The following is a 19131-nucleotide window of genomic DNA, read 5'->3' as shown; positions in this document are numbered from 1 at the left end:
AAATCCCCCGGGGATCATCCGGAGGATCTGCGCAGCTTGCGTATACTGCACGGCCTGCTCAAACTTCATCGTTTGACGGCATAATATATATTTAACCCCTGCTACCTTGTATTATATGGTCAGCATGTTCATAAGGGGCAGTCTGATTCCTCTGTTTATTTTCCAAACGACAAAAGCCCTACCTCTCTTTCGTCCTTGCGGCTCCGATGACCGCGCCAGTGTGAATGTGAAAATCTTCGGCAAAAGCTCAAAATTCTACATTAGGGTTATACATAAAATTTGGAGAAGCTCCATGCGGTGATAGGAGTATAGCTTCTTGCGTGGAATCCTATGGGGTTAATACATACTAATACAGTATAACAATAATGATTCTAAAACACAAGGGATTTTTGGTTTTTTTGATTGTAGACTGGAAATAATGCACTTTCTGCAATGGATTAGACTTATTTTCATTTGCAGAGAATAGAGGCTGTGATAAATTGCCCTGACAGAGCGTACGAATTTTGGAATAGTGTAGTTACACGAAAGATGGAAGGAAACAAGAACTATGACTGCCTCAAGGAAAGACAAAAAAACATCACAGAATAACTCGCCCTCAGTCTGCACATGCATTAATCTGCGTCGTGCCTCGATGGCTGTAACAGGGCTGTATGACCAGTATCTGGCTCCAAGTGGACTCCATATCAGCCAGTTTTCGCTGCTCAAGCACTTAACGGTACTGGGACCGGTAAGCGTAAGCGAATTAGCATCGGAGATGCGACTCGACCGAACCACGCTTGTGCGCAATTTGAAGGCCCTGGAGCAAAGTGGGTATGTGGAGGATACATCCGCTGAGGGAAGCCGGAACCGCTGCCTTACCCTGACAGAGAGAGGAAAAGCGTTATATAACGATGCAGCAGAGCTCTGGGAGGAGGCGCAGTTATTTTTACAGAAGTCACTGGGAAGCGCCGATTTGCAGATATTGACCGCACTGTTATCCAAAATTGAAAAATTGAGACTGTGATTAGCCTTCGCCTAATAAGGGAGGTCATGCTGACCTATTCGTGTATATACACGAATAGGGATTCAGATATGTAACGCAGCCATTCATCGGTAACCGGGTATCCGCCAGGAATTCGAGAGAATCACAATAACTTAAGAAGAGGGATGTGGATAGGATGGTAACGCCCGTACCAGACATGAAAGAACTTATCGCAGCCGAGATGAAGGCCTATGTGAGCGAAGACAAGGGCAATTTCTGCGAAGAATTACAGAGCCCTTACTACGAGGAACCGATTATTCAATTTGCAGAGGCCAATGATCCTTTGTTTGAGGATTATAAAAGAGTGGTGGGCCCCGACCATGCTACGCCGCAGGAAGCCTTCGAACGGACCTTCGGCACAGGAAGTTTTGGTGGAGGCACCGTTGTCAGTGTTGTGCTGCCGATCAGTGAGACGATTCGCAAGGCCAATCGTGCGCAAAAAGCAAGAGCCTCCAGAGAGTGGGCGCTGCTGCGGACCTTTGGCGATGAATATTTTGTGCGGTCGGCAAGGTACCATTTGGCGGGATATCTGACTGGACTTGGCTATCGAGCTGTGGGGCCGCTGGATACGGATTGGTACAACATCCACGGTGCCACAGGTGGTCCGGTCTCTAATTGGTCAGAACGGCATATCGCGTATGCAGCCGGTCTCGGCACCTTCAGTATCAACGATGGCTTCATCACCGAAAAAGGAATTGCCATCCGCCTGCTGTCTGTAGTAACGGATCTGCAGGTGCCGCCTGATGTCAGAGTATCCTCGAACCTGAGCCATACCGGTAACTGTCTGCTGTGCAGCAAAGGCATTTGCGGTGTGTGCATTACCCGCTGTCCTGTACAGGCCATCAGCAAGGAAGGCGGTCATGACAAAATCGCCTGCATGAAATTTGTGTACGGCGAGGAATCTCGAAAGTGGGCAGTGTTAAACGGCGGTGAGGCTGAATCGGGTGCCGGTTGCGGACTTTGCCAGACCAAGGTGCCCTGCGAAAGCCGGAATCCGATGCGGACCGCTCGCTAGTGTTATTTTCCTAGGATTCATGCAAATTGCTCATAGAAGAAGGTTAACTTTTGACGGCTGGACTCCGATATTGAATACAAAGATATTTTATGAGCGTACGGATGAAAAGAGGGGTAGCATTTTGCCGATCTATAAGCGCTTTATTCAGCATGTTATCCTGAACTATATTATAGGTTCATTTATTGCTGTACTACTGGTATGTATGATTTTTGTATTTTCCACGTTAAATGTAGCCCACTATGAGCTTTTGGGTCTTGTCAAAATTGTTGCATTTTCCAGCGTCATTATGATTGTCTGTGAAACCATAGTGTTTCGAATGCACTTAAGACCCGTTCATCGTTTTTTCCAAGGCAATCAGGAGACACTCAAGGATGTAGAAGCGGTGTATATCCGGGTTCATCATCTGCCTAATTTGTCAGTTTTACGTATTGTCGGACCGCATTTGCTAGGCTTCTCTATCCCGGCAGCCGTCATTGCATTATGGATGATACATACTGGACAACTTACCTTTCCCTTTTATTATGTAGGAATCGCCTGTATAGGAGCTTGTTTGGTCGCTTCCATGCATGCACTGGTTGAATTTTTTCTGACCATGAGAGCAATCAAACCGCTGCTGGAGGAGATTCGGGATCGAACCTATCAGCAATATGGATTGAACCTGTCCCTGCGAGGTCGAGTTTTGCTGTCACTTCGGCATAAATTTCAGTTAAGTGCAACGTTAATTGGTGCTTTTCCTCTATTTCTGTTTTGTTTAGCTACGCAGATTCGGCTGGAACATTTGGAGGCGACGGATTCCGGCTCCTATTGGGCATGGGCGGGTACGATTTTAATATCTGGTGTAGCCTTTGCTTATTTGGGAGGCAGGCTGCTAACCCGTGAGATCGAACAGCCGATCCATCACTTGTTGGAAAAAATGAATGAAGTGAAGGAAGGCCGCCTGAACAGTAACGCCAGTGACTTGTATTCGGACGAATTTGCGGAGCTGGTCGAAGGATTTAACATGATGATCGAGGGCCTGAAGGAACGAGAGGAAAAAAACGGTCAGCTATTAGACAGTTACTTTGCCACTTTGGCTGCAGCGTTGGATGCGCGGGATGCCTATACCGCAGGACATTCGTTGCGCGTGGCTGAATACTCTGTACTCATTGGGCGAAAGGGCGGTTTGGGCGAGACGGACCTCGACTTGCTGCGTAAAACAGCCTTGCTGCATGATATCGGTAAAATCGGTGTGGCTGACGCTGTGCTGTTTAAGGATGGCAAGCTGACGGACGAGGAGTTTGACCAGATTAAAATGCACCCGGTTATGGGGGAGAGTATTCTTCGGCAAGTGGAGCCTGCTTATGCTATGGCCCCTTATCTACCCGGCGTGCGCTCGCACCATGAGCGTTACGATGGCAAGGGATACCCTGACCAGCTCTCCGGGGAAGACATCCCACTATTTGGGCGCATCATAGCCGTAGCAGATGCCTATGATGCGATGACGTCGGATCGTCCCTATCGGAAAGGTATGAAGGAAGAGAAGGCGGTTATGATATTGGAAGAGGGTAAAGGAACCCAGTGGGATCCTTACTTTGCCGAATTATTTGTCAAGGAGTGGCGCCGGAACAAAGGCATTCCAAGCTGACTCTATAGATACTCCCACTAGGGCGAGCCGTTGCGGTTCGCTTTTTTTATACACACACGCAAGCCTCTTGGATATGTCGAAAGATGGGGCTTCATGTTATGATGTACGAGTAAGGCAAAATCGGCTAGCATAGGCCTGGCATCCAATTTCTCGCGCAATGGGAGTGTGAATCCATGCAATTTTCAACGATGTTTATAATGAATTTGGGGATGCTGATTGCCGTTGCCTATGTGGCGAACGTGATTTATAAATATGGTTTGAGTCGTACGTCTACGCGGTTCAAATATGTCAGCTCAGTGTTGCTGGTGGTATTTGGCGGATGGGTCAGTTCTTGCTTTGGCTTTAATTTCAATGAAACGGTTATTTTCGATCTGCGTTTTGTTCCGCTCATTATCGCAGCATTGGTGTATCCCCGTTCCTACACGCTGATTATTATTGGGGTAGCAATCGGTCTTACAAGATTTACCTTCGGTCTGAATATGGCGGCGTGGGTCGGCTTTCTGAATATGAGCATTTTGGGCATATTATGCGCCGGTTTGAACTACTGGATGCGCCGCTCCACTTGGCGCTTGATTATTAAGGCATCTGTAACCATTTTAGCGGTTAATATTGTAAATACGTTAAATATTGCCTTCCTGGGCGTCATTCCCTGGCGCTATTATGTAGCAGAGGTCGTTCCTCTTACACTGCCTATCGGCGTTATCCTTAGCTTTTTATTTGCACTGATATTACGTGATTTTCAGATGGAGCAGCAGCGAAACTATCAGATTCAGCAGGCGAATGAGTTGTTGTCAGAGCAGCGTGATCAGCTGCAAAAGGCAAAGATTATTTTAGAGGAACGCGCCAAGCAGCTGATGATGGCTTCCCAGTATAAATCGGATTTTATGGCAACGATGTCGCATGAGTTACGTACACCTCTTAACAGCATCATTAACCTGGCACAGATTATCAATGAGCAGGGAAAAGAGCTAGATGAGGACGAGCTATACCAGTACAGTGATCTAATTTATGCCTCGGGCCATGATTTGCTCCAACTGATTAATGACATTCTGGACTTATCCAAGGTCGAGGCTGGGCACATGGAAATCGTAAGTGAGCCAGTCAGTGTGCGTGAAATTGCGCATGGGATGATGATGCATTTTGATGTCACAGCGAAGGATAAAAACCTGGAATTCAGCCTGAACGTGCATGAACATGTACCGGATGAAATCCGATCCGATTCCAAACGAGTACAGCAAATTTTACGCAATCTATTGTCCAATGCCTTTAAGTTTACTCATGAAGGGCGTGTATTGCTGGAAATCAGCACACAGCATCTGGATCGAAAGGGTCAGGAGGGAGACTGGGTTGTATTTGCTGTAAAAGATACAGGCATCGGTATATCCAAGCTTCAGCAGCATGTTATTTTTGAGGCATTCCAGCAGGCGAACGGTTCGATTAATCGTAAATATGGTGGAACTGGGCTGGGGTTGTCCATCAGCCGTGATTTTTCCCGCTTGTTAGGCGGATTTATCCGTCTGGAGAGTGAAGAAGGCAAGGGAAGTACTTTTTCCCTGTACCTGCCTATGTGTCCGTCCGACAGCAAGGAGGCGGACGAACAGCCGTTTAAATTAACCTGATCACAATCATGGGACAAGGAGCGTTAGGAGGTATATCATGGAACGTAAAGCGGTCGTTGTGGGTGGCACAGGGCTTGTCGGGGGTTATGTTGTACGGGAGCTACTGGTGCAAAAAGAATACACCCGCGTCATGGTTTTGGGCAGGCGTCCATTGGACATCAAGCATCCCAAGCTAGAGCAGGCGCTCATCGACTGGGAACAACCACAGAAGTCGGCCTTCGCCCTCGAAGGGGTGGATGATGTGTTTTGCTGCCTTGGGACAACGATGAAAAAGGCTGGCTCTAAGGAGCAGTTTCGACAGGTGGATCTGGACTATCCGGTTCTGACAGCCCAGTTGGGCAAAGAGGCTGGAGCAGTACAGATGCTTGCGATCTCTGCGATGGGCGCTGACCCGGATTCACGTGTGTTTTATAACCGTACTAAGGGTGAGGCTGAAGAGGCGCTTGCCGCGATCGGATTGCCTGCACTGCATTTGTTCCGTCCGTCGCTTATTTTGGGAGCGAGATCTGAACGACGATTTGGCGAAGCCGCTGCCACGATTGTCATGAAAGCGCTAGATGGCCTAATGACGGGCAGGTTCGCTTCCTATCGCGCCATTCCCGCTTCGTTCATCGCACGAGCTATGGTACGAATTGCTCTCGCGCAGGCGAGCGGTGTACATATTTATCCGAATGACATCATTCGGGTCATCGGTGCAGAACTAACCTCCGATGATGAGGAACCTGGTACAGGAACGACTCCTGATGACAATGTCTAAAACCACGCTTAGGATTAGAAATGATAATAACGCCGCTGTTGCCCGATCATTCGGACAGCAGCGGCGTTATTCGTGTTTTATGGGTGGTTTGTATTTTGTGGCACATCGATCGTAATTTCTAATTCATCGATGTAATGGCGTGTCCAGTTACCTTTAGCATCGAGTAGGGCGCTACCTCCTGATTGGGTTGGCAAGATATATGGCTTGAAAATGATCTTCTGGGGAGTGTCCACAAAAGGAGTAAACAGTGTGATCATTTTGCTGTCACGTTCTTGGGTATGGGGAACTCCAGAACCGCTCAGCAATTGAAGTTCTCTTCCCTGCTCGTCGAATACAGCATAATCGAGTATATCCAATTCCTTTTTGGTGTACTGGTTCGTGTGTCCATTCTTCATGTTATTGTACTCTCGTTCCACGGTGTACTCATCCGGCATATGTGCAATATCAGTCAGCATTTTGAACGATGTTGTAATCTTGGTCGTGATAGGGGTCATTTCTAACTTTTCTACCGTAAATGCAAGATACGGATTAGATTTGCTCATTTGCGGCTGAAGTATCTTGTTGTTTATTTTAGTTTTGTGAACCGTGGTTTGTATGCGGAACGGCTCGGATACACCTTTTAACTTTGCATATACCTCTAGCTCAAACTGATCTGGTAAGGCGGCTTTACCACTGGCAGGGTCACGCATATACGCAATCAGCATAGAATTATTGTCTTTGCCCGGACGACCATACATGAGATTAAAGGCGCTACTGTTGCTGTCGACCGACGTCCCATTGATGAACAGGTCTATTTTCTCCACTATATCCTCTTCCTGCCCTTGCGTATTGGTAGTGGGATACAGGGGTTCATGTTGTGAATCCCCACCGCTTTTTTCCAACGCTACGACCAAGCGTGTCCCGTCAAATATGATTTGAGGTACTTCCAATGTAATACCGCCATGGGTAACGCTGAGATTCGATGAAGTGGCCAATCCTTTCTGATCAGCGGTTTGCAGCCCCAGATCCCCAGCGAGCTTGAAGACGCTATCGACAAGGGGGACCTGTTTCAATGATTCCGCCATTGTAGGCGAAACATAGGCGCTGCCAATGATCATAACGCCAATGAGCGCTGCAGAAGCAGCGGTAATTGCAGTTCTCCGAAGAAACCTTTTAACGGGTCGATGAGAGGATGAACGGTCGGGTAGCAGGTCAGAATCTGATTCCATTTGTGCATAAAATGCGTCTAGGCGTTGCCTTACCAAATCAGGGATGTCTGCCATATCTGCTTCCAAGTTTTCTTTTTCCAATTGTAATTTCTCATCCAGCTTTTGTTCCTGATTCTCATACTCTGAAGGATTCATTGAAAGGTCACCTTCCTTTCTCCGCGATTTTGTAGCAGATCCATTAATGTTCTGCGAGCACGGTGCAATCGTGTTTTGACGGCACCCTCTGATAGGTCCAGTAGCTCTGAAATTTCCCTGATCGGCATATCACGCAAATAGTGCAGGGAAATCACGGTTCGCATGGATTCCTCCAAGTGGTCGATGGCCTCGCGCAGCTCGATTTTTTCGTATCCGCCCGAGGTGGACGGTTCCTTTATAAATTCCGCGACGGGTACAACCCGTTTTTGCTTGCGGATCATGAGATGGCATTCATTAATGAGAATACGAAGCAGCCATGTTTTAAAATAGCGAGGTTCACGCAGCTCACCCAGAGACTTGTATGCTTTGAGCATCGCTTCTTGTATTGCGTCCGCGCAATCCTCATTGCTGCGAAGAATGGAACGCGCCATGCCATACATATCGGATTCCATCTGTTTCATCAAGGCGACGAACGCCTTGCGATCCCCGTGCCTTGCTTGGTATACGTTTGTTTCGAGATTCAAAGGATGGTGCTCCTTTCCCGTCTATACTAGCTATGATCAATGTAATTGTACCTGTATTTGAATTTGTACAATCTATTGTGTAGCAGGTTACAAGAATTAGATGATACATGGGCGCTAAAGGTTACAGCGGAAATAAAATTATGTAGCACCATCGCAATAAGGTTTCTTTAGAGAAACCTAACGTGTCAAACCGTCGCACGGAATAGTGGCTTTGGACTTCACATGCTATAATACGGTGAACCAGTATCAGGAAGGAGAATCCAACCCCTATGAAAAAAACAATTGCTACTGAAAAAGCCCCCGGCGCGATCGGGCCCTATAGCCAAGCGGTAGAGGCAGGCGGGTTTATTTACACATCAGGACAGCTTGGGCTGAATCCAGCAACAGGTGAGTTCGGCAAGGATGTACAGGAGCAGGCTCGCCTGTCCTTGAGCAATGTACAAGCCATTCTGGAAGCGGCAGGCAGCAACATGAACCAGGTTGTGAAAGCGACTGTATTCCTGAAGGATATGAACGATTTTGTCAGTGTCAATGAGGTGTACAGTTCCTTCTTCGAGCAACCATACCCAGCACGGAGTGCGGTGGAGGTAGCTCGTCTGCCTAAGGACGCACTGGTGGAGATTGAAGTCATTGCATTGAAGGGCGAATAAGTTACCAGGGTTCGTTTATTAAATACAAAGTCTGCATGGAACCGGGTGTCACTACTATAGTGGCATCCGGTTGTTTTGAATGTAATGCGTGTTGTTCGGAGTGTCCAATACATAGGCTCTGAACAAGGGATTGAAAGAAAACTGATCTCTGGATTAGAAGATGTGTGTTATTTTAGTGTCGCAACCGGGAAATTACGCAGATATTTTGACTGGAATAATGTTAAGGACCCTTTTAAAGTGCTTAAGGGAATTTCTCAAGCATACCGAATTATAAAGAAAGAAAAACCGAATATTATTTTTTCAAAAGGCGGGTTTGTTTCCGTTCCTGTGGTATTGGCTGGGTGGTTGAACAGAGTCCCCGTCATCATCCACGAATCCGATCTTACCCCTGGATTAGCGAATAAAATTTCCAGCATGTTTGCTACCGAAATTTGTACTACTTTTCCTGAAACAGCTGAATATTTTCGCTCAAAGAATACCCGATATATTGGTGCTGTTGTGAGAGATGAGCTAAAAGAGGGGAAGGCGGCCAAAGGGTTAGCCTACTGCGGTTTTACTCGAAATAAGCCCATCATGCTCATCATGGGTGGGAGTTTAGGCTCCAAGAAGATCAATGAGCTGGTTTGGCTGAATTTAGAGGCTTTGCTCGCTCAATTTCAAATCGTGCATATTTGTGGTAAGAACCAAGTGAATGATTCTATTCGTACGAATGGTTATCAGCAATTTGAATACATAAACGATGAACTGGCGGATGTAATGGCGATGGCAGATATGGTTGTTTCCAGGGCAGGTTCAAATTCCATTTTTGAATTCTTGACGTTGCGTAAGCCTATGCTGTTGATACCTCTTTCAAAAGCAGTCAGCAGGGGGGATCAGATTCTAAATGCAAAATCATTTAAAGCACAAGGCTTGTGTGAAATTTTAGAAGAAGAAGAGCTGGAATCTGAACGCTTTGTCGATATGATTCTTCGTTTGTATGAAAAAAGGTTGGATTACATTCACAATATGGAGAAAATTAATACGGATCAATCGACAAGCAAGCTTTTAGATTTGATTAAAGTCTATGCCTGATCATATTTTAGAAAAAACAAAGCAAGCGAGCTTGGGCTAAATGATTCAGACCCATGCTCGCTTGTGCTTGTGCTAGGAGATGATATTCGTTTCCTTTAATCCCGGTCTCGATTACGGGCAAAGAATAGCCATAGCGCGTACACCAGGATGATTGCCGACAAGACCCATGCAGCCAGCCGTACATTTTCATTGTTTGGATGCTCGATGGCGATGGCGACATAGGCCCATACAAATACAAGTGGGTAGATGCTGTCACGATAAGGAAAGCTGACCAAGATGGCCAATACGGTGCCAATAAACAGGATGATGATCGCCCATAGCGTATCGCTGAGACCCCAGCCACTCCATTCATTCTTTTCCAATGCTACTGCAATGTTGATGATGGTAGCCACAGATACCCAACCGAGATTCAGACTGAAAGGAAGCTTGACGAACCACATTTCTCCGCGAGTTGGCTGCGGTGTACGAGTACGTGTATATACGACGAATAGGGAGAGCAAGTATAAAATAATGACGATCACGCATAGTTCTACGTATACATACTGCCATAGGAAAATCCAGATGATGTTGAAGAGACAGCTCAAAATAAAGAAAATACCGATAGATTGAACGCTTGTCCTGGCTTGCCCTGTAGATGTAGATTGGTACACGGCAAAACAGGCGAGCAGCACGTAGATGACCGACCAGATGGAAAAAGCGTAACCTGCTGGCGTAATTAAGGTAGGGTACATGTTGGATACAGCAGCGGTGCTTCTTCCGCCAATAGGAAGTGTAGAAGCCAAAATATTAACGAGAACGACAGCGATGAATGCAATAATATTCCACCATTTATACGGATGGCTTCGTGACATAGGAATAACTCCTCCTCAACGAATGATATTCAAAATGACCGACTGGTCACTATCTTCTACTATGAATATACCCACTTTGCTTTCAAATATGTCCGAACGGGGAAAAGTTTCTTGATCCCAATAAAATCATAAAAAGTAGTATGTATATGCATTCATATGTAGTACAATGGTAAAAATTTTAAGCACTATATAAGCTGAAGGAAAAGTTCACATGGCGTGCCAACTATGCAGCCAGAAGATGCTTCCGATGTGCATTTTCTCAAATCAGCTTATATAGAAGTAAGGGGATCAGTAGAATGAGAGGATTAGAGAAAGTAGGAAAATTTGTAGGTGGGACCTTTTCCATCTGGGTGCTTTTATTTGCATGTTTGGGATTTTTCTTTCCTACGGCGTTTACAGGGTTGAAAGGATACATACAGTTATTTCTGGGCATTGTCATGTTCGGGATGGGGCTGACTTTATCTGCGGCCGACTTTCGTGAAGTGTTCCGGCGTCCAGTGGATGTGGCTATAGGAGTGGTAGGGCACTATCTGATCATGCCGTTTCTCGCCTTTGTATTGGCATTAGTATTGCAGCTTCCACCGGATATTGCGGTGGGTGTCATTTTGGTCGGCTGTTGTCCAAGTGGAACTGCATCCAACGTAATGACGCTCTTATCCAAAGGAGACGTGGCGCTTGGCGTATCGATCGCTTCAGTGTCGACGCTGGTTGCTCCACTGGCAACCCCAGCGATGATTAGTCTGCTTGCCGGACGCTGGATGAATATTGATGCGAAGTCGCTGATCATGGATATTCTCATCGTGGTTATTGTCCCTATTGTGCTGGGTGTAATCGTCAAATCGCTATTCCGCAGACAAGCGGAAGCCAGTGTCAAGGCGCTGCCGCTCATTTCAACCATGGCGATTGTACTTATCGTGGCTATTGTGGTTGCAGGCAGCAGAGGCAAGATTTTGGAGACAGGTCCGATTATTTTTGCTGTGGTTATTTTGCATAACGGTATCGGCTTTCTGCTCGGATATTGGTTTGCCAAGCTATTCGGCATGGATCTTTCCAAGCGTAAAGCCGTTACGCTGGAAACAGGAATGCAGAATTCCGGGCTGGGCGCTGCGCTGGCAGCGGCTCATTTTAATCCGATTGCTGCTGTACCGAGTGCGATTTTTAGCGTGTGGCATAATATTTCCGGCTCGTTGCTCGCGACCTGGTTTTCCCGCCGGGAGGAGAAAGATAGCATAGCCGGAAGCAGATAAGCGACTGTCAATAGCTGATGTAAAGTGGCTAAATTTCGGACTTTTCGGACAGTTTAAGGGAGGTCAAAAAGGTTGGATTTGACTTTATAGGGGCGGATCATTATACTGTGGTTATTATAACCACTGTATTTAAGTAAGCAACAGCAAAGAGGCTTCGTCATGGAAGGAAAATGACATTGAATTCGTATTCGTTTCATGCTCAATAGCCCTATATGATCTGATCTGACTTAAACTGAAGGAGAGAGAACGAATGAACCCGAAATATAATCCTTTATTTGAAGCTTATACCCTGCCATCCGGTGTTACATTGAAGAACCGCATTACGATGGCCCCTATGACTAACTTTGCTTCCCACGAAAATGGCGAAGTCAGTGACCAGGAACTGGCATACTACCGTGAACGCTCCGGTGGTGTGGGCGCGGTTATTACCGCTTGTGTGTATGTAACTCCAGATGGCAAAGGATTTGTTAATGAGTTTGGTGCGGACAAGGATGAAATGATTCCTAGCCTGCGTCGTCTGGCGGATACGATTCATCAGGAGGGCGCGAAAGCGATTCTGCAAATTTATCATGGTGGCCGCCTGTGCCCACCGGATCAGATTCCAGACGGACAACCGATCAGTGCAAGCGCAGTAGCTGAGGAAAAAGAAGGCGCACCTGTGCCGCGTGAAATGACATCTGACGATATCCACCGCGTCATCCGCGCCTATGGCGAAGCAACTCGCCGCGCGATTGAAGCAGGCTATGATGGTGTAGAGCTTCACGGAGCGAACGGTTACCTCGTGCAGCAATTCTTCTCTCCGCACTCCAACATTCGTACCGATGAATGGGGAGGAAGTCTTGAGAAACGCTTGACCTTTCCGCTGGCAATTGTTCACGAAGTGAAGAAAGTAATCGCAGAGCATGCGAAGCGTCCATTTATCTTCGGATACCGCTTGTCTCCTGAGGAAGGACACACGCCAGGCATCACGCTGGATGATACGATGGTGCTTGTAGACCGTCTGGCGGATGAAGGGCTGGATTACCTGCACATTTCCGTAAATCATTTCTTCGGCGGTTCGTTCCGCGACCGTAGTGACGAACGGTCACGTACGGTTCTGATTCATGAGAAGGTTGGGAACCGTGTACCAGTCATGGGAGTGGGTTCCCTGAATACACCAGACGAGGCGCTTGCAGCACTGGAGACAGGTGTACCGCTTGTTTCACTGGGACGTCCGTTGCTGATGGAGCCGCAATGGGTTCAGAAAGTGCAGAACGGTACAGAGGATACCATTCGCACGACATTGTCCAAGCAAGCCCAGCAGGAGCTTGTCATTCCTGACTACTTGTGGGGTGCGCTGACGACTATTCCTGGCTGGATGCCTGTTACGGACTAAATTTTGAATAATAATACCCTAGGCTGCTTTTATGCGCCTGGGGTATTTTCTTGTCTCGTGACTGTGAATTACAATTACGTAGGAATAACACAGAGAGAAGGTAATGATAATGTCCCATGAAACGAATAGTGTGATTTCGATGAAGTCCACCCATCCAGGTCTACAGATTCGGCTTTTACAAGTAAAGGATGCAGAACGTTTATTAGAAATTAGACGCCAACATTTTGAGTTTTTCAAACCATTCGAGCCAGAACGACCTGAACATTACTTTACCCTGGAAGAACAGGTGCGTCTGATTTCCAACGGCTTGGAAGCTGCACAAGCCGGACAGGGATATACGTTTGGACTTTTTTTACCGAAAAATGATAAGCTGATCGGCAGAATGGAGCTGTCTGGTGTCGCTAGAGGTCCCTTCCAAAATGCCAATCTGGGCTACTTCGTAGATCCTGCATATCATGGACAAGGCTATGCTACCTCCGCAGTGAAGGATATTGTCCGCTACGCCCTGAATGAGTTGGAATTACACCGTATTCAAGCTGGAGTCATGCCAAGAAATTCGCCTTCCCATCGAGTGATGGAAAAGGCGGGATTTCGCCGCGAGGGGCTGGCTCTCAACTATTTGAAGATTAATGGTGTGTGGGAAGATCATGTGTTATATGCGATAACGGCTGAGGATTTGCAGAATGGCGCCTTCTGAATTCGCCAGGCGTAACTCCCTCAAGTTTTTTGAACACCTTGCCAAAGTATTTCTCATCCTGATATCCGACCATACCGGCAATATGGTGAAGGCGCAGCTTGTCATTCAGCAGTAACAGCTTTGCCTTGCTCATCCGGATCTGGCACAAATAATCGGACAGATTAACCCCGTACTCCTGCTTGAATTTACGAGAAATGTATTCCCGGCTGAGGTAAAAGCGGCTCGCTATATCCTGTAGGGAAATATCCTTGTCATAGTGAGCATCCAGATAGCGGGCAATATCACGGATCGTCGGGTTGTTTGGGCTATGGCTTGGTGTAAGTGCCTGACCGGCTGCCAGCAATCGATTTTCGATCTGTTTTGTCCATAAAGGTAAGGAAAGCACCCCACGGTTGTCGACTGGCAAGGCAGGTATGGAGTTGGACTCATCTGTCAGCTCCTCGCCTTCGGCATCTCCAGGTCTGTCATTCAGCCAGCGAGCCAGCATCCAATCCAGCTCTTGATTCCAGCCAGCGAGCTGCTCTGCTGTAACCGAAGGCAGCACGGCTACGGCTGCCACCCAGTCGCCTACCGCTGTAGATACGCGACTGGCATTACAGCTGAGCGCACTAAGCCGTAGTTCCTCTTCCATTTCAGACAACTGGGGAAGACGAACGGTCTGCCGGGCCGGAGAACTCTCATGTATCCAGTCGGTGGCCTGCAACATATCCCGTTTCCAGAGCGCTTGCCGTGCTTCTTGGTAGGCTGTGGCTGCCCCCATCGGAAAGGTTCCGAAAGAACCAACCCCGATGTGCATATAGCAGCGCAGCGCCGTTCTAATCCCTGTGTGAATCTCCTGCAAGAGCACTGGCCAACGAGCCGGCTCGGCCCAATACAGCAGAATAATTTCGTCCGTACGCTCCAGATGACGGAATGCAATTCCGGTTTGAGAAGTACCCAGAAATTCGTTGCAAATGTTAATGAGGGAAAAGCCTAGAAGCGCGCGGCGCGTTTTATATTTGTCCAGTATATCGGCATCCAGTTGAGTGGTACTCATCACTGCTGCATTACAGATCTGAATAGCTGTGGGAAGACGTAGCTCCTCACGTAAGGGAGTGATGGATAGCGCCGTACCGGAAATGAGTTCGGTCAGGAGTTTATCAGCATAGTGCGGCCTCATCCGGTTGACCTCCATAGCCTGCATGGTCTGCCTGTTCCGGTCTTGCTCCGCTGTCCGCCAAGCTTGAGTGGCTTTACTGAGCGCCTCATTGATCTCTACCGGATCTACGGGCTTAAGGATATAGTCCATGCCTCCCCGGCGAATGGCCTGCCGAACCAATTCAAAATCATCATAGCCGCTGACCACCACGACTCTGGTAGCTGGAGAATTGGCTTGAATCCACTCCATCAAGGCTACTCCATCTCTACCAGGCATTCGCATATCCGTGAGTACCACGGGTGGGGAAAATGCGGTAATGACCTCAATCGCCTGATCGCCTGATTCAGCCTCGATCACCTCGGTCACACCGTAAGCTTCCCAATGTACAAGCATCCGAATGGCGTGACGTACATGCCTTTCATCATCCACAATCAGGACCTTCATTGACAGATCACTCTCCCTTAATATGAATTTCTGTATGGGGCTCGGTGCGAATTTCAAGTGTGAAACGAACGCCATGAGGCAGAATATTGTCTACACACAGGGTATTAGAACCATCATCCGAGTGAAGCTGGATACGTAATAGAACATTACGAAGACCAATAGAGTTTTGCTCATCAGTGTCTGATTCTTCATGGGCTTTCAGCGGACGTTGCAGCATATGCTGAAGCTGCTCCAACTCGGTTGGTGGAATCGAAGCGCCGTTATTTTCCACTTCAATCCTCACAATGCCTTCCCGGATTCGGCAGGCTGTAATACGAATCTTACCGGGTCCCAGCCGGGGATCGGCACCGTGTTTAAAGTAGTTTTCCACCAACGGCTGGAGAATCATTTTAGGCACCCGATCATTCAGAACTTGATCATCCCATTGATAGGTGACTTCTAATTGCTCACCGAAGCGTTCCTTTTGCAAATCAAGATATTGTTTTACATGCTCAGCCTCTTCCTTGAGTGTAACAATCGTATGGTCCCGCATGTTATAGCGGAGCATTTTGGCAAGGGAAGAGAGCAGCGAATAGATTCGCGGCACCTCATGCTGTAGAGCCAGTGTTCCAATAGACTGTAGCGTATTATATAAAAAATGAGGATTAATCTGTGCCTGAAGCGCTTTCAATTGGTGTGTCTTGTTTGCCAGTTCCAGCTTGTATTCCCGCAAAATGAGGTTGTTGATGGTATCCATCATCTGTCTAAAACGACGCGAGAGCACTCCAATCTCATCGTTGCTCATGGCCCGGATGTCTACATCCAGTTGACCAGACTGAATCTGGTTTATGTAGCGAGTCAGCCGCTTAATCGGTTCCGTAATTTTTATTGAAATCCATAACGTGGCGACAATAACGAGCAGCAATGCGGCGCCTGTAATGACCGCATTGATCTGGGTCAGTTGGGTAGCTCGCATATAAAGCGTCCGATGAGGGATTTTCTTGACGAGTGTCCAGCCTGACAGGTTGGCATCCAGTTTGCCATATACGTGCAGTGCTGTATCATCTTCAATTACACCGTGCTCGTCTTCTTTAGAAATTCGCTTGAGTAGGCCAGATTCCTTCCAGTGTGTTCCAATGGATGATTCTTTTCCACTATAGATGATCGTTCCGTTCCGATCAATTAAAAACAGCTCCTCTGTATCTGCATCATACAATTGACGGCAAATACTGCGCAGTGCCTCCAGATCAACGTCTATAGCCAGTACCCCAAGCGTTTCTGAAGACGGAATGTTCCGAATCGCCCGGTGGAGTGTAAATACCTGCCGCTCTGTGCTGTGCTCCGCATAGGAAACCGCCGAAAAGCCGTACAAATGCTTTATATGCGAGGGTTGTATGAACAGTCCGGAAGGGCCGTAATGGATAGAACCGGTAAAGGGCTCCAGCCGGAACTCCCGTAAAGGAACCGTGCTGGTAATCAGCGTAGATTGCCCAGCCTCAAACGAATGCAAGTACACCTGGTCAATACCTGAGGAAGCATTCATCATCGTTTGCAGCGTGGTGTAAATCTCGGCAACGGCCCGGTAATCATCTGGAATTTTAGCCAGGTTGCGCAGAAAATGAGGGTCATTATAGACTCCGATCGATGCGCGATTTAATCCCTGTAAATAGTTATCCAGATTCGTAATTCCCTGAAAAATAAGCCGCTCATTTTCTTGGGTGGCCTGCTCCCGTAAGGATTGCTTGGTGAGGATGAAGGTCATGGTCATTGAAAGCAGCAACGGAATGGTGACCGCAATGAGTAGAAACCAGATTAGGCGAGAACGAATGCTATGAAATTTCATGCAGGTAAGCTCCTTTCACAATTCAAGGCAGGCCTGAGGTCAATATTTTCCCCCTTAATGGTTCACGATCTTGCGTGTTCTCCAGAGCGCTAATTCGACATAATGAACATGTGAATTGCATATCCATACGGATTCAACGTCCACACTGCTTGCAAGGATGCCGTAGAGGAGCGTTCCAGACACCAAAGAGAACAAAGGGGGGATCGGTTTGAATCGCGCCAAGTCGTCGCAATGGCTCCAGCAATGGATTTTTGTAGGGCCATCGACGTTATTTTTCGTTATCATTATTGTAATCCCTTTCATGCTAGGAATGTACTATTCTTTTACAGAGTGGAATGGGGTAGCCAATCAGGCAAAGTGGGTCGGGCTGGATAATTTCAGTCACATTTTATTAAATGACGACAAATTCGGGACAGCGTTCTGGTTTACCGTCCGTTTTACGGTGATTGGAGTGGTGGCAGCCAATATCTTTGGTTTTCTGCTGGCGTATTTTCTAACCAAGCCGCTAAAAACAAAAAATGTGCTTCGAACTATTTTTTTCATGCCTAATGTGATCGGAGGTCTGTTGCTCGGTTTTATCTGGCAGTTTATTTTCGTCAAGGGATTTGCAGCGATCGGCGAGAGTACGGGGTTATCCTTCTTCAACCTGTCCTGGCTGGGAGATGAGATTACGGCCTTCTGGGGCATTGTGATCGTGTTTATCTGGCAAACAGCCGGTTATTTAATGGTGATTTATATCTCTTCCCTGACCAACGTGCCCCGGGATATGCTGGAGGCAGCCGAGATTGACGGAGCGAGCCGGATGCAAATCTTGCGGTCGATTATACTGCCTTTGATCATGCCCGCCATTACGGTATGTCTCTTCCTGGCGATATCATGGTCGTTTAAAATGTTCGATCTCAACCTGTCATTGACGAAGGGTGGTCCTTTTGGTTCAACAGAGTCAGTGGCGCTCAATATATACAATGAAGCGTTTGTCAATAATCGTTATGGGTTGGGAACGGCTAAAGCACTTATTTTCTTTATCATTGTTGCTCTCGTTACGAGCCTTCAGGTACGCCTGACGAAAAGTCGGGAGGTGGAATCGTAGATGGAAACAAACAATCGCTACCGCGTTGGAACCTGGGCGACTGAGTTGGTGATGATCCTCGTCGCATTGGTATTCCTCGTCCCGTTTTACTTTTTGTTCGTGAATTCGGTCAAAAGCTTTGGTGACCTGCTCACGGATTCTGCGGCCTGGCCACAAACATTTGTATGGAGCAACTATGCTAGAGCTTGGAGCATTACGCGTTTTCCTGAAGCGTTATGGAACTCATTCGTGGTTACGGTGGTCAGCAATCTGCTGCTCGTACTGATCAGCTCAATGGCTGCTTATCGAATGGTTCGGCATCCAACACGTTACAATCGGGTGCTGTTCAGCCTGTTCGTGGCCGCGATGGTCATTCCTTTTCAATCGGTGATGATCCCTTTGGTCAAGGTTGTAAGTACGCTGGATTTAATGAACAGTATTAGTGGTCTGGTAATCTGTTATCTGGGATTTGGGGCTCCTATGTCCATCTTTCTCTTTCACGGATTCGTCAAAGGTGTGCCAGTCGAGGTGGAAGAAGCAGCTACAGTAGACGGTTGCACGCCTTACGGGGTGTTTTTCCGGATTGTATATCCGTTGATGCTGCCCATGATGGTAACAGTTATTATTTTGAATACACTCTGGATTTGGAATGACTATCTACTGCCTTCTCTCGTGCTGCAAAAGGCTGAATTGCGCACCATTCCGATTGCAACCTATGCCTTTTTCGGACAATATACGAAGCAGTGGGATTTGGCATTACCTGCTCTGGTGCTGGGTATCTTGCCGGTCATCGCGTTCTTTCTGGCCATGCAAAAATATATTATACAAGGGATTATGGCAGGTTCGGTTAAAGGTTGAGTGTTG

17 protein-coding genes are annotated in these 19131 nt (G+C 47.3%); 12 read left to right on the top strand and 5 right to left on the bottom strand.

Annotated elements, in window-relative coordinates; all coding sequences use genetic code 11:
- Nucleotides 1-631 precede the first annotated feature (631 nt).
- The 5 genes from G7035_RS05795 to G7035_RS05775 all read left to right on the top strand — a co-directional run bounded on the left by G7035_RS05795 (nucleotide 632) and on the right by G7035_RS05775 (nucleotide 6036).
- Nucleotides 632-1003, top strand: coding sequence for a MarR family winged helix-turn-helix transcriptional regulator (locus G7035_RS05795; protein ID WP_230877833.1), 372 nt, complete (start codon nucleotides 632-634; stop codon nucleotides 1001-1003).
- Nucleotides 1004-1157: 154 nt separating this feature from the next.
- Complete coding sequence (locus tag G7035_RS05790; protein WP_019686013.1) at nucleotides 1158-2036, top strand: (Fe-S)-binding protein; 879 nt, start codon at nucleotides 1158-1160, stop codon at nucleotides 2034-2036.
- Between the two features lie 121 nt (nucleotides 2037-2157).
- Complete coding sequence (locus G7035_RS05785; protein WP_029514805.1) at nucleotides 2158-3660, top strand: HD-GYP domain-containing protein; 1503 nt, start codon at nucleotides 2158-2160, stop codon at nucleotides 3658-3660.
- Between the two features lie 173 nt (nucleotides 3661-3833).
- Nucleotides 3834-5279: an ATP-binding protein gene (locus G7035_RS05780; RefSeq protein WP_016819482.1), complete on the top strand. Its 1446-nt coding sequence runs from the start codon at nucleotides 3834-3836 to the stop codon at nucleotides 5277-5279.
- Nucleotides 5280-5316: 37 nt separating this feature from the next.
- The gene (locus tag G7035_RS05775; protein ID WP_016819483.1) at nucleotides 5317-6036 is read left to right on the top strand and encodes an NAD(P)H-binding protein; all 720 of its coding nucleotides are present in this window, start codon (nucleotides 5317-5319) and stop codon (nucleotides 6034-6036) included.
- Between the two features lie 77 nt (nucleotides 6037-6113).
- Here the strand turns inward: G7035_RS05775 and G7035_RS05770 are convergent, their stop codons facing one another.
- Nucleotides 6114-7379, bottom strand: a complete 1266-nt coding sequence (locus G7035_RS05770; protein ID WP_016819484.1) for a DUF4179 domain-containing protein — start codon at nucleotides 7377-7379, stop codon at nucleotides 6114-6116.
- Entirely contained in the window at nucleotides 7376-7903 is a 528-nt protein-coding gene (locus tag G7035_RS05765) for a sigma-70 family RNA polymerase sigma factor (protein WP_016819485.1), read from the bottom strand. The genes G7035_RS05770 and G7035_RS05765 overlap by 4 nt, the downstream gene beginning before the upstream one ends.
- A gap of 269 nt (nucleotides 7904-8172) precedes the next feature.
- Between G7035_RS05765 and G7035_RS05760 the strand changes: the two genes are divergently transcribed.
- Nucleotides 8173-8553, top strand: a complete 381-nt coding sequence (locus G7035_RS05760; protein ID WP_013308546.1) for a RidA family protein — start codon at nucleotides 8173-8175, stop codon at nucleotides 8551-8553.
- Nucleotides 8554-8637: 84 nt separating this feature from the next.
- Nucleotides 8638-9624 carry an undecaprenyldiphospho-muramoylpentapeptide beta-N-acetylglucosaminyltransferase gene (locus G7035_RS05755; RefSeq protein WP_019686015.1) on the top strand — a complete coding sequence of 329 codons (987 nt, stop codon included), beginning with the start codon at nucleotides 8638-8640 and terminating at the stop codon, nucleotides 9622-9624.
- A 95-nt stretch (nucleotides 9625-9719) separates the two neighbouring features.
- Here G7035_RS05755 and G7035_RS05750 read toward each other — a convergent pair whose 3' ends face one another.
- Nucleotides 9720-10475: a tryptophan-rich sensory protein gene (locus tag G7035_RS05750; protein ID WP_019686016.1), complete on the bottom strand. Its 756-nt coding sequence runs from the start codon at nucleotides 10473-10475 to the stop codon at nucleotides 9720-9722.
- A 296-nt stretch (nucleotides 10476-10771) separates the two neighbouring features.
- On the opposite strand from G7035_RS05750, the gene G7035_RS05745 reads away from it, so the two are divergent.
- From G7035_RS05745 to G7035_RS05735, 3 genes are all read left to right on the top strand, one after another.
- Entirely contained in the window at nucleotides 10772-11722 is a 951-nt protein-coding gene (locus G7035_RS05745; RefSeq protein ID WP_019686017.1) for a bile acid:sodium symporter family protein, read from the top strand.
- A 250-nt stretch (nucleotides 11723-11972) separates the two neighbouring features.
- Nucleotides 11973-13097 (top strand): NADH-dependent flavin oxidoreductase, encoded by a 1125-nt coding sequence (locus G7035_RS05740; protein WP_019686018.1) that lies wholly within the window; start codon nucleotides 11973-11975, stop codon nucleotides 13095-13097.
- Between the two features lie 109 nt (nucleotides 13098-13206).
- Nucleotides 13207-13794 (top strand): GNAT family N-acetyltransferase, encoded by a 588-nt coding sequence (locus tag G7035_RS05735; protein WP_019686019.1) that lies wholly within the window; start codon nucleotides 13207-13209, stop codon nucleotides 13792-13794.
- Here G7035_RS05735 and G7035_RS05730 read toward each other — a convergent pair.
- On the bottom strand, nucleotides 13724-15376 hold the full coding sequence (locus tag G7035_RS05730) for a response regulator (protein ID WP_019686020.1): 1653 nt from the start codon (nucleotides 15374-15376) through the stop codon (nucleotides 13724-13726). The two genes, G7035_RS05735 and G7035_RS05730, sit on opposite strands and share 71 nt — an antisense overlap.
- 7 nt (nucleotides 15377-15383) lie before the next feature.
- Nucleotides 15384-17198: a sensor histidine kinase gene (locus G7035_RS05725; RefSeq protein ID WP_016819490.1), complete on the bottom strand. Its 1815-nt coding sequence runs from the start codon at nucleotides 17196-17198 to the stop codon at nucleotides 15384-15386.
- A gap of 208 nt (nucleotides 17199-17406) precedes the next feature.
- On the opposite strand from G7035_RS05725, the gene G7035_RS05720 reads away from it, so the two are divergent.
- Together G7035_RS05720 and G7035_RS05715 are read left to right on the top strand one after the other, a co-directional pair.
- Nucleotides 17407-18288 carry a carbohydrate ABC transporter permease gene (locus tag G7035_RS05720; RefSeq protein ID WP_016819491.1) on the top strand — a complete coding sequence of 294 codons (882 nt, stop codon included), beginning with the start codon at nucleotides 17407-17409 and terminating at the stop codon, nucleotides 18286-18288.
- Nucleotides 18289-19125, top strand: a complete 837-nt coding sequence (locus tag G7035_RS05715) for a carbohydrate ABC transporter permease (protein ID WP_016819492.1) — start codon at nucleotides 18289-18291, stop codon at nucleotides 19123-19125.
- Nucleotides 19126-19131: the final 6 nt, after the last annotated feature.

This window comes from Paenibacillus polymyxa (genome assembly GCF_015710975.1).
Lineage (GTDB): Bacteria > Bacillota > Bacilli > Paenibacillales > Paenibacillaceae > Paenibacillus > Paenibacillus polymyxa.
Note: the sequence above shows the minus strand (reverse complement) of the source record. Positions and strands in the feature narration are given on the sequence as shown.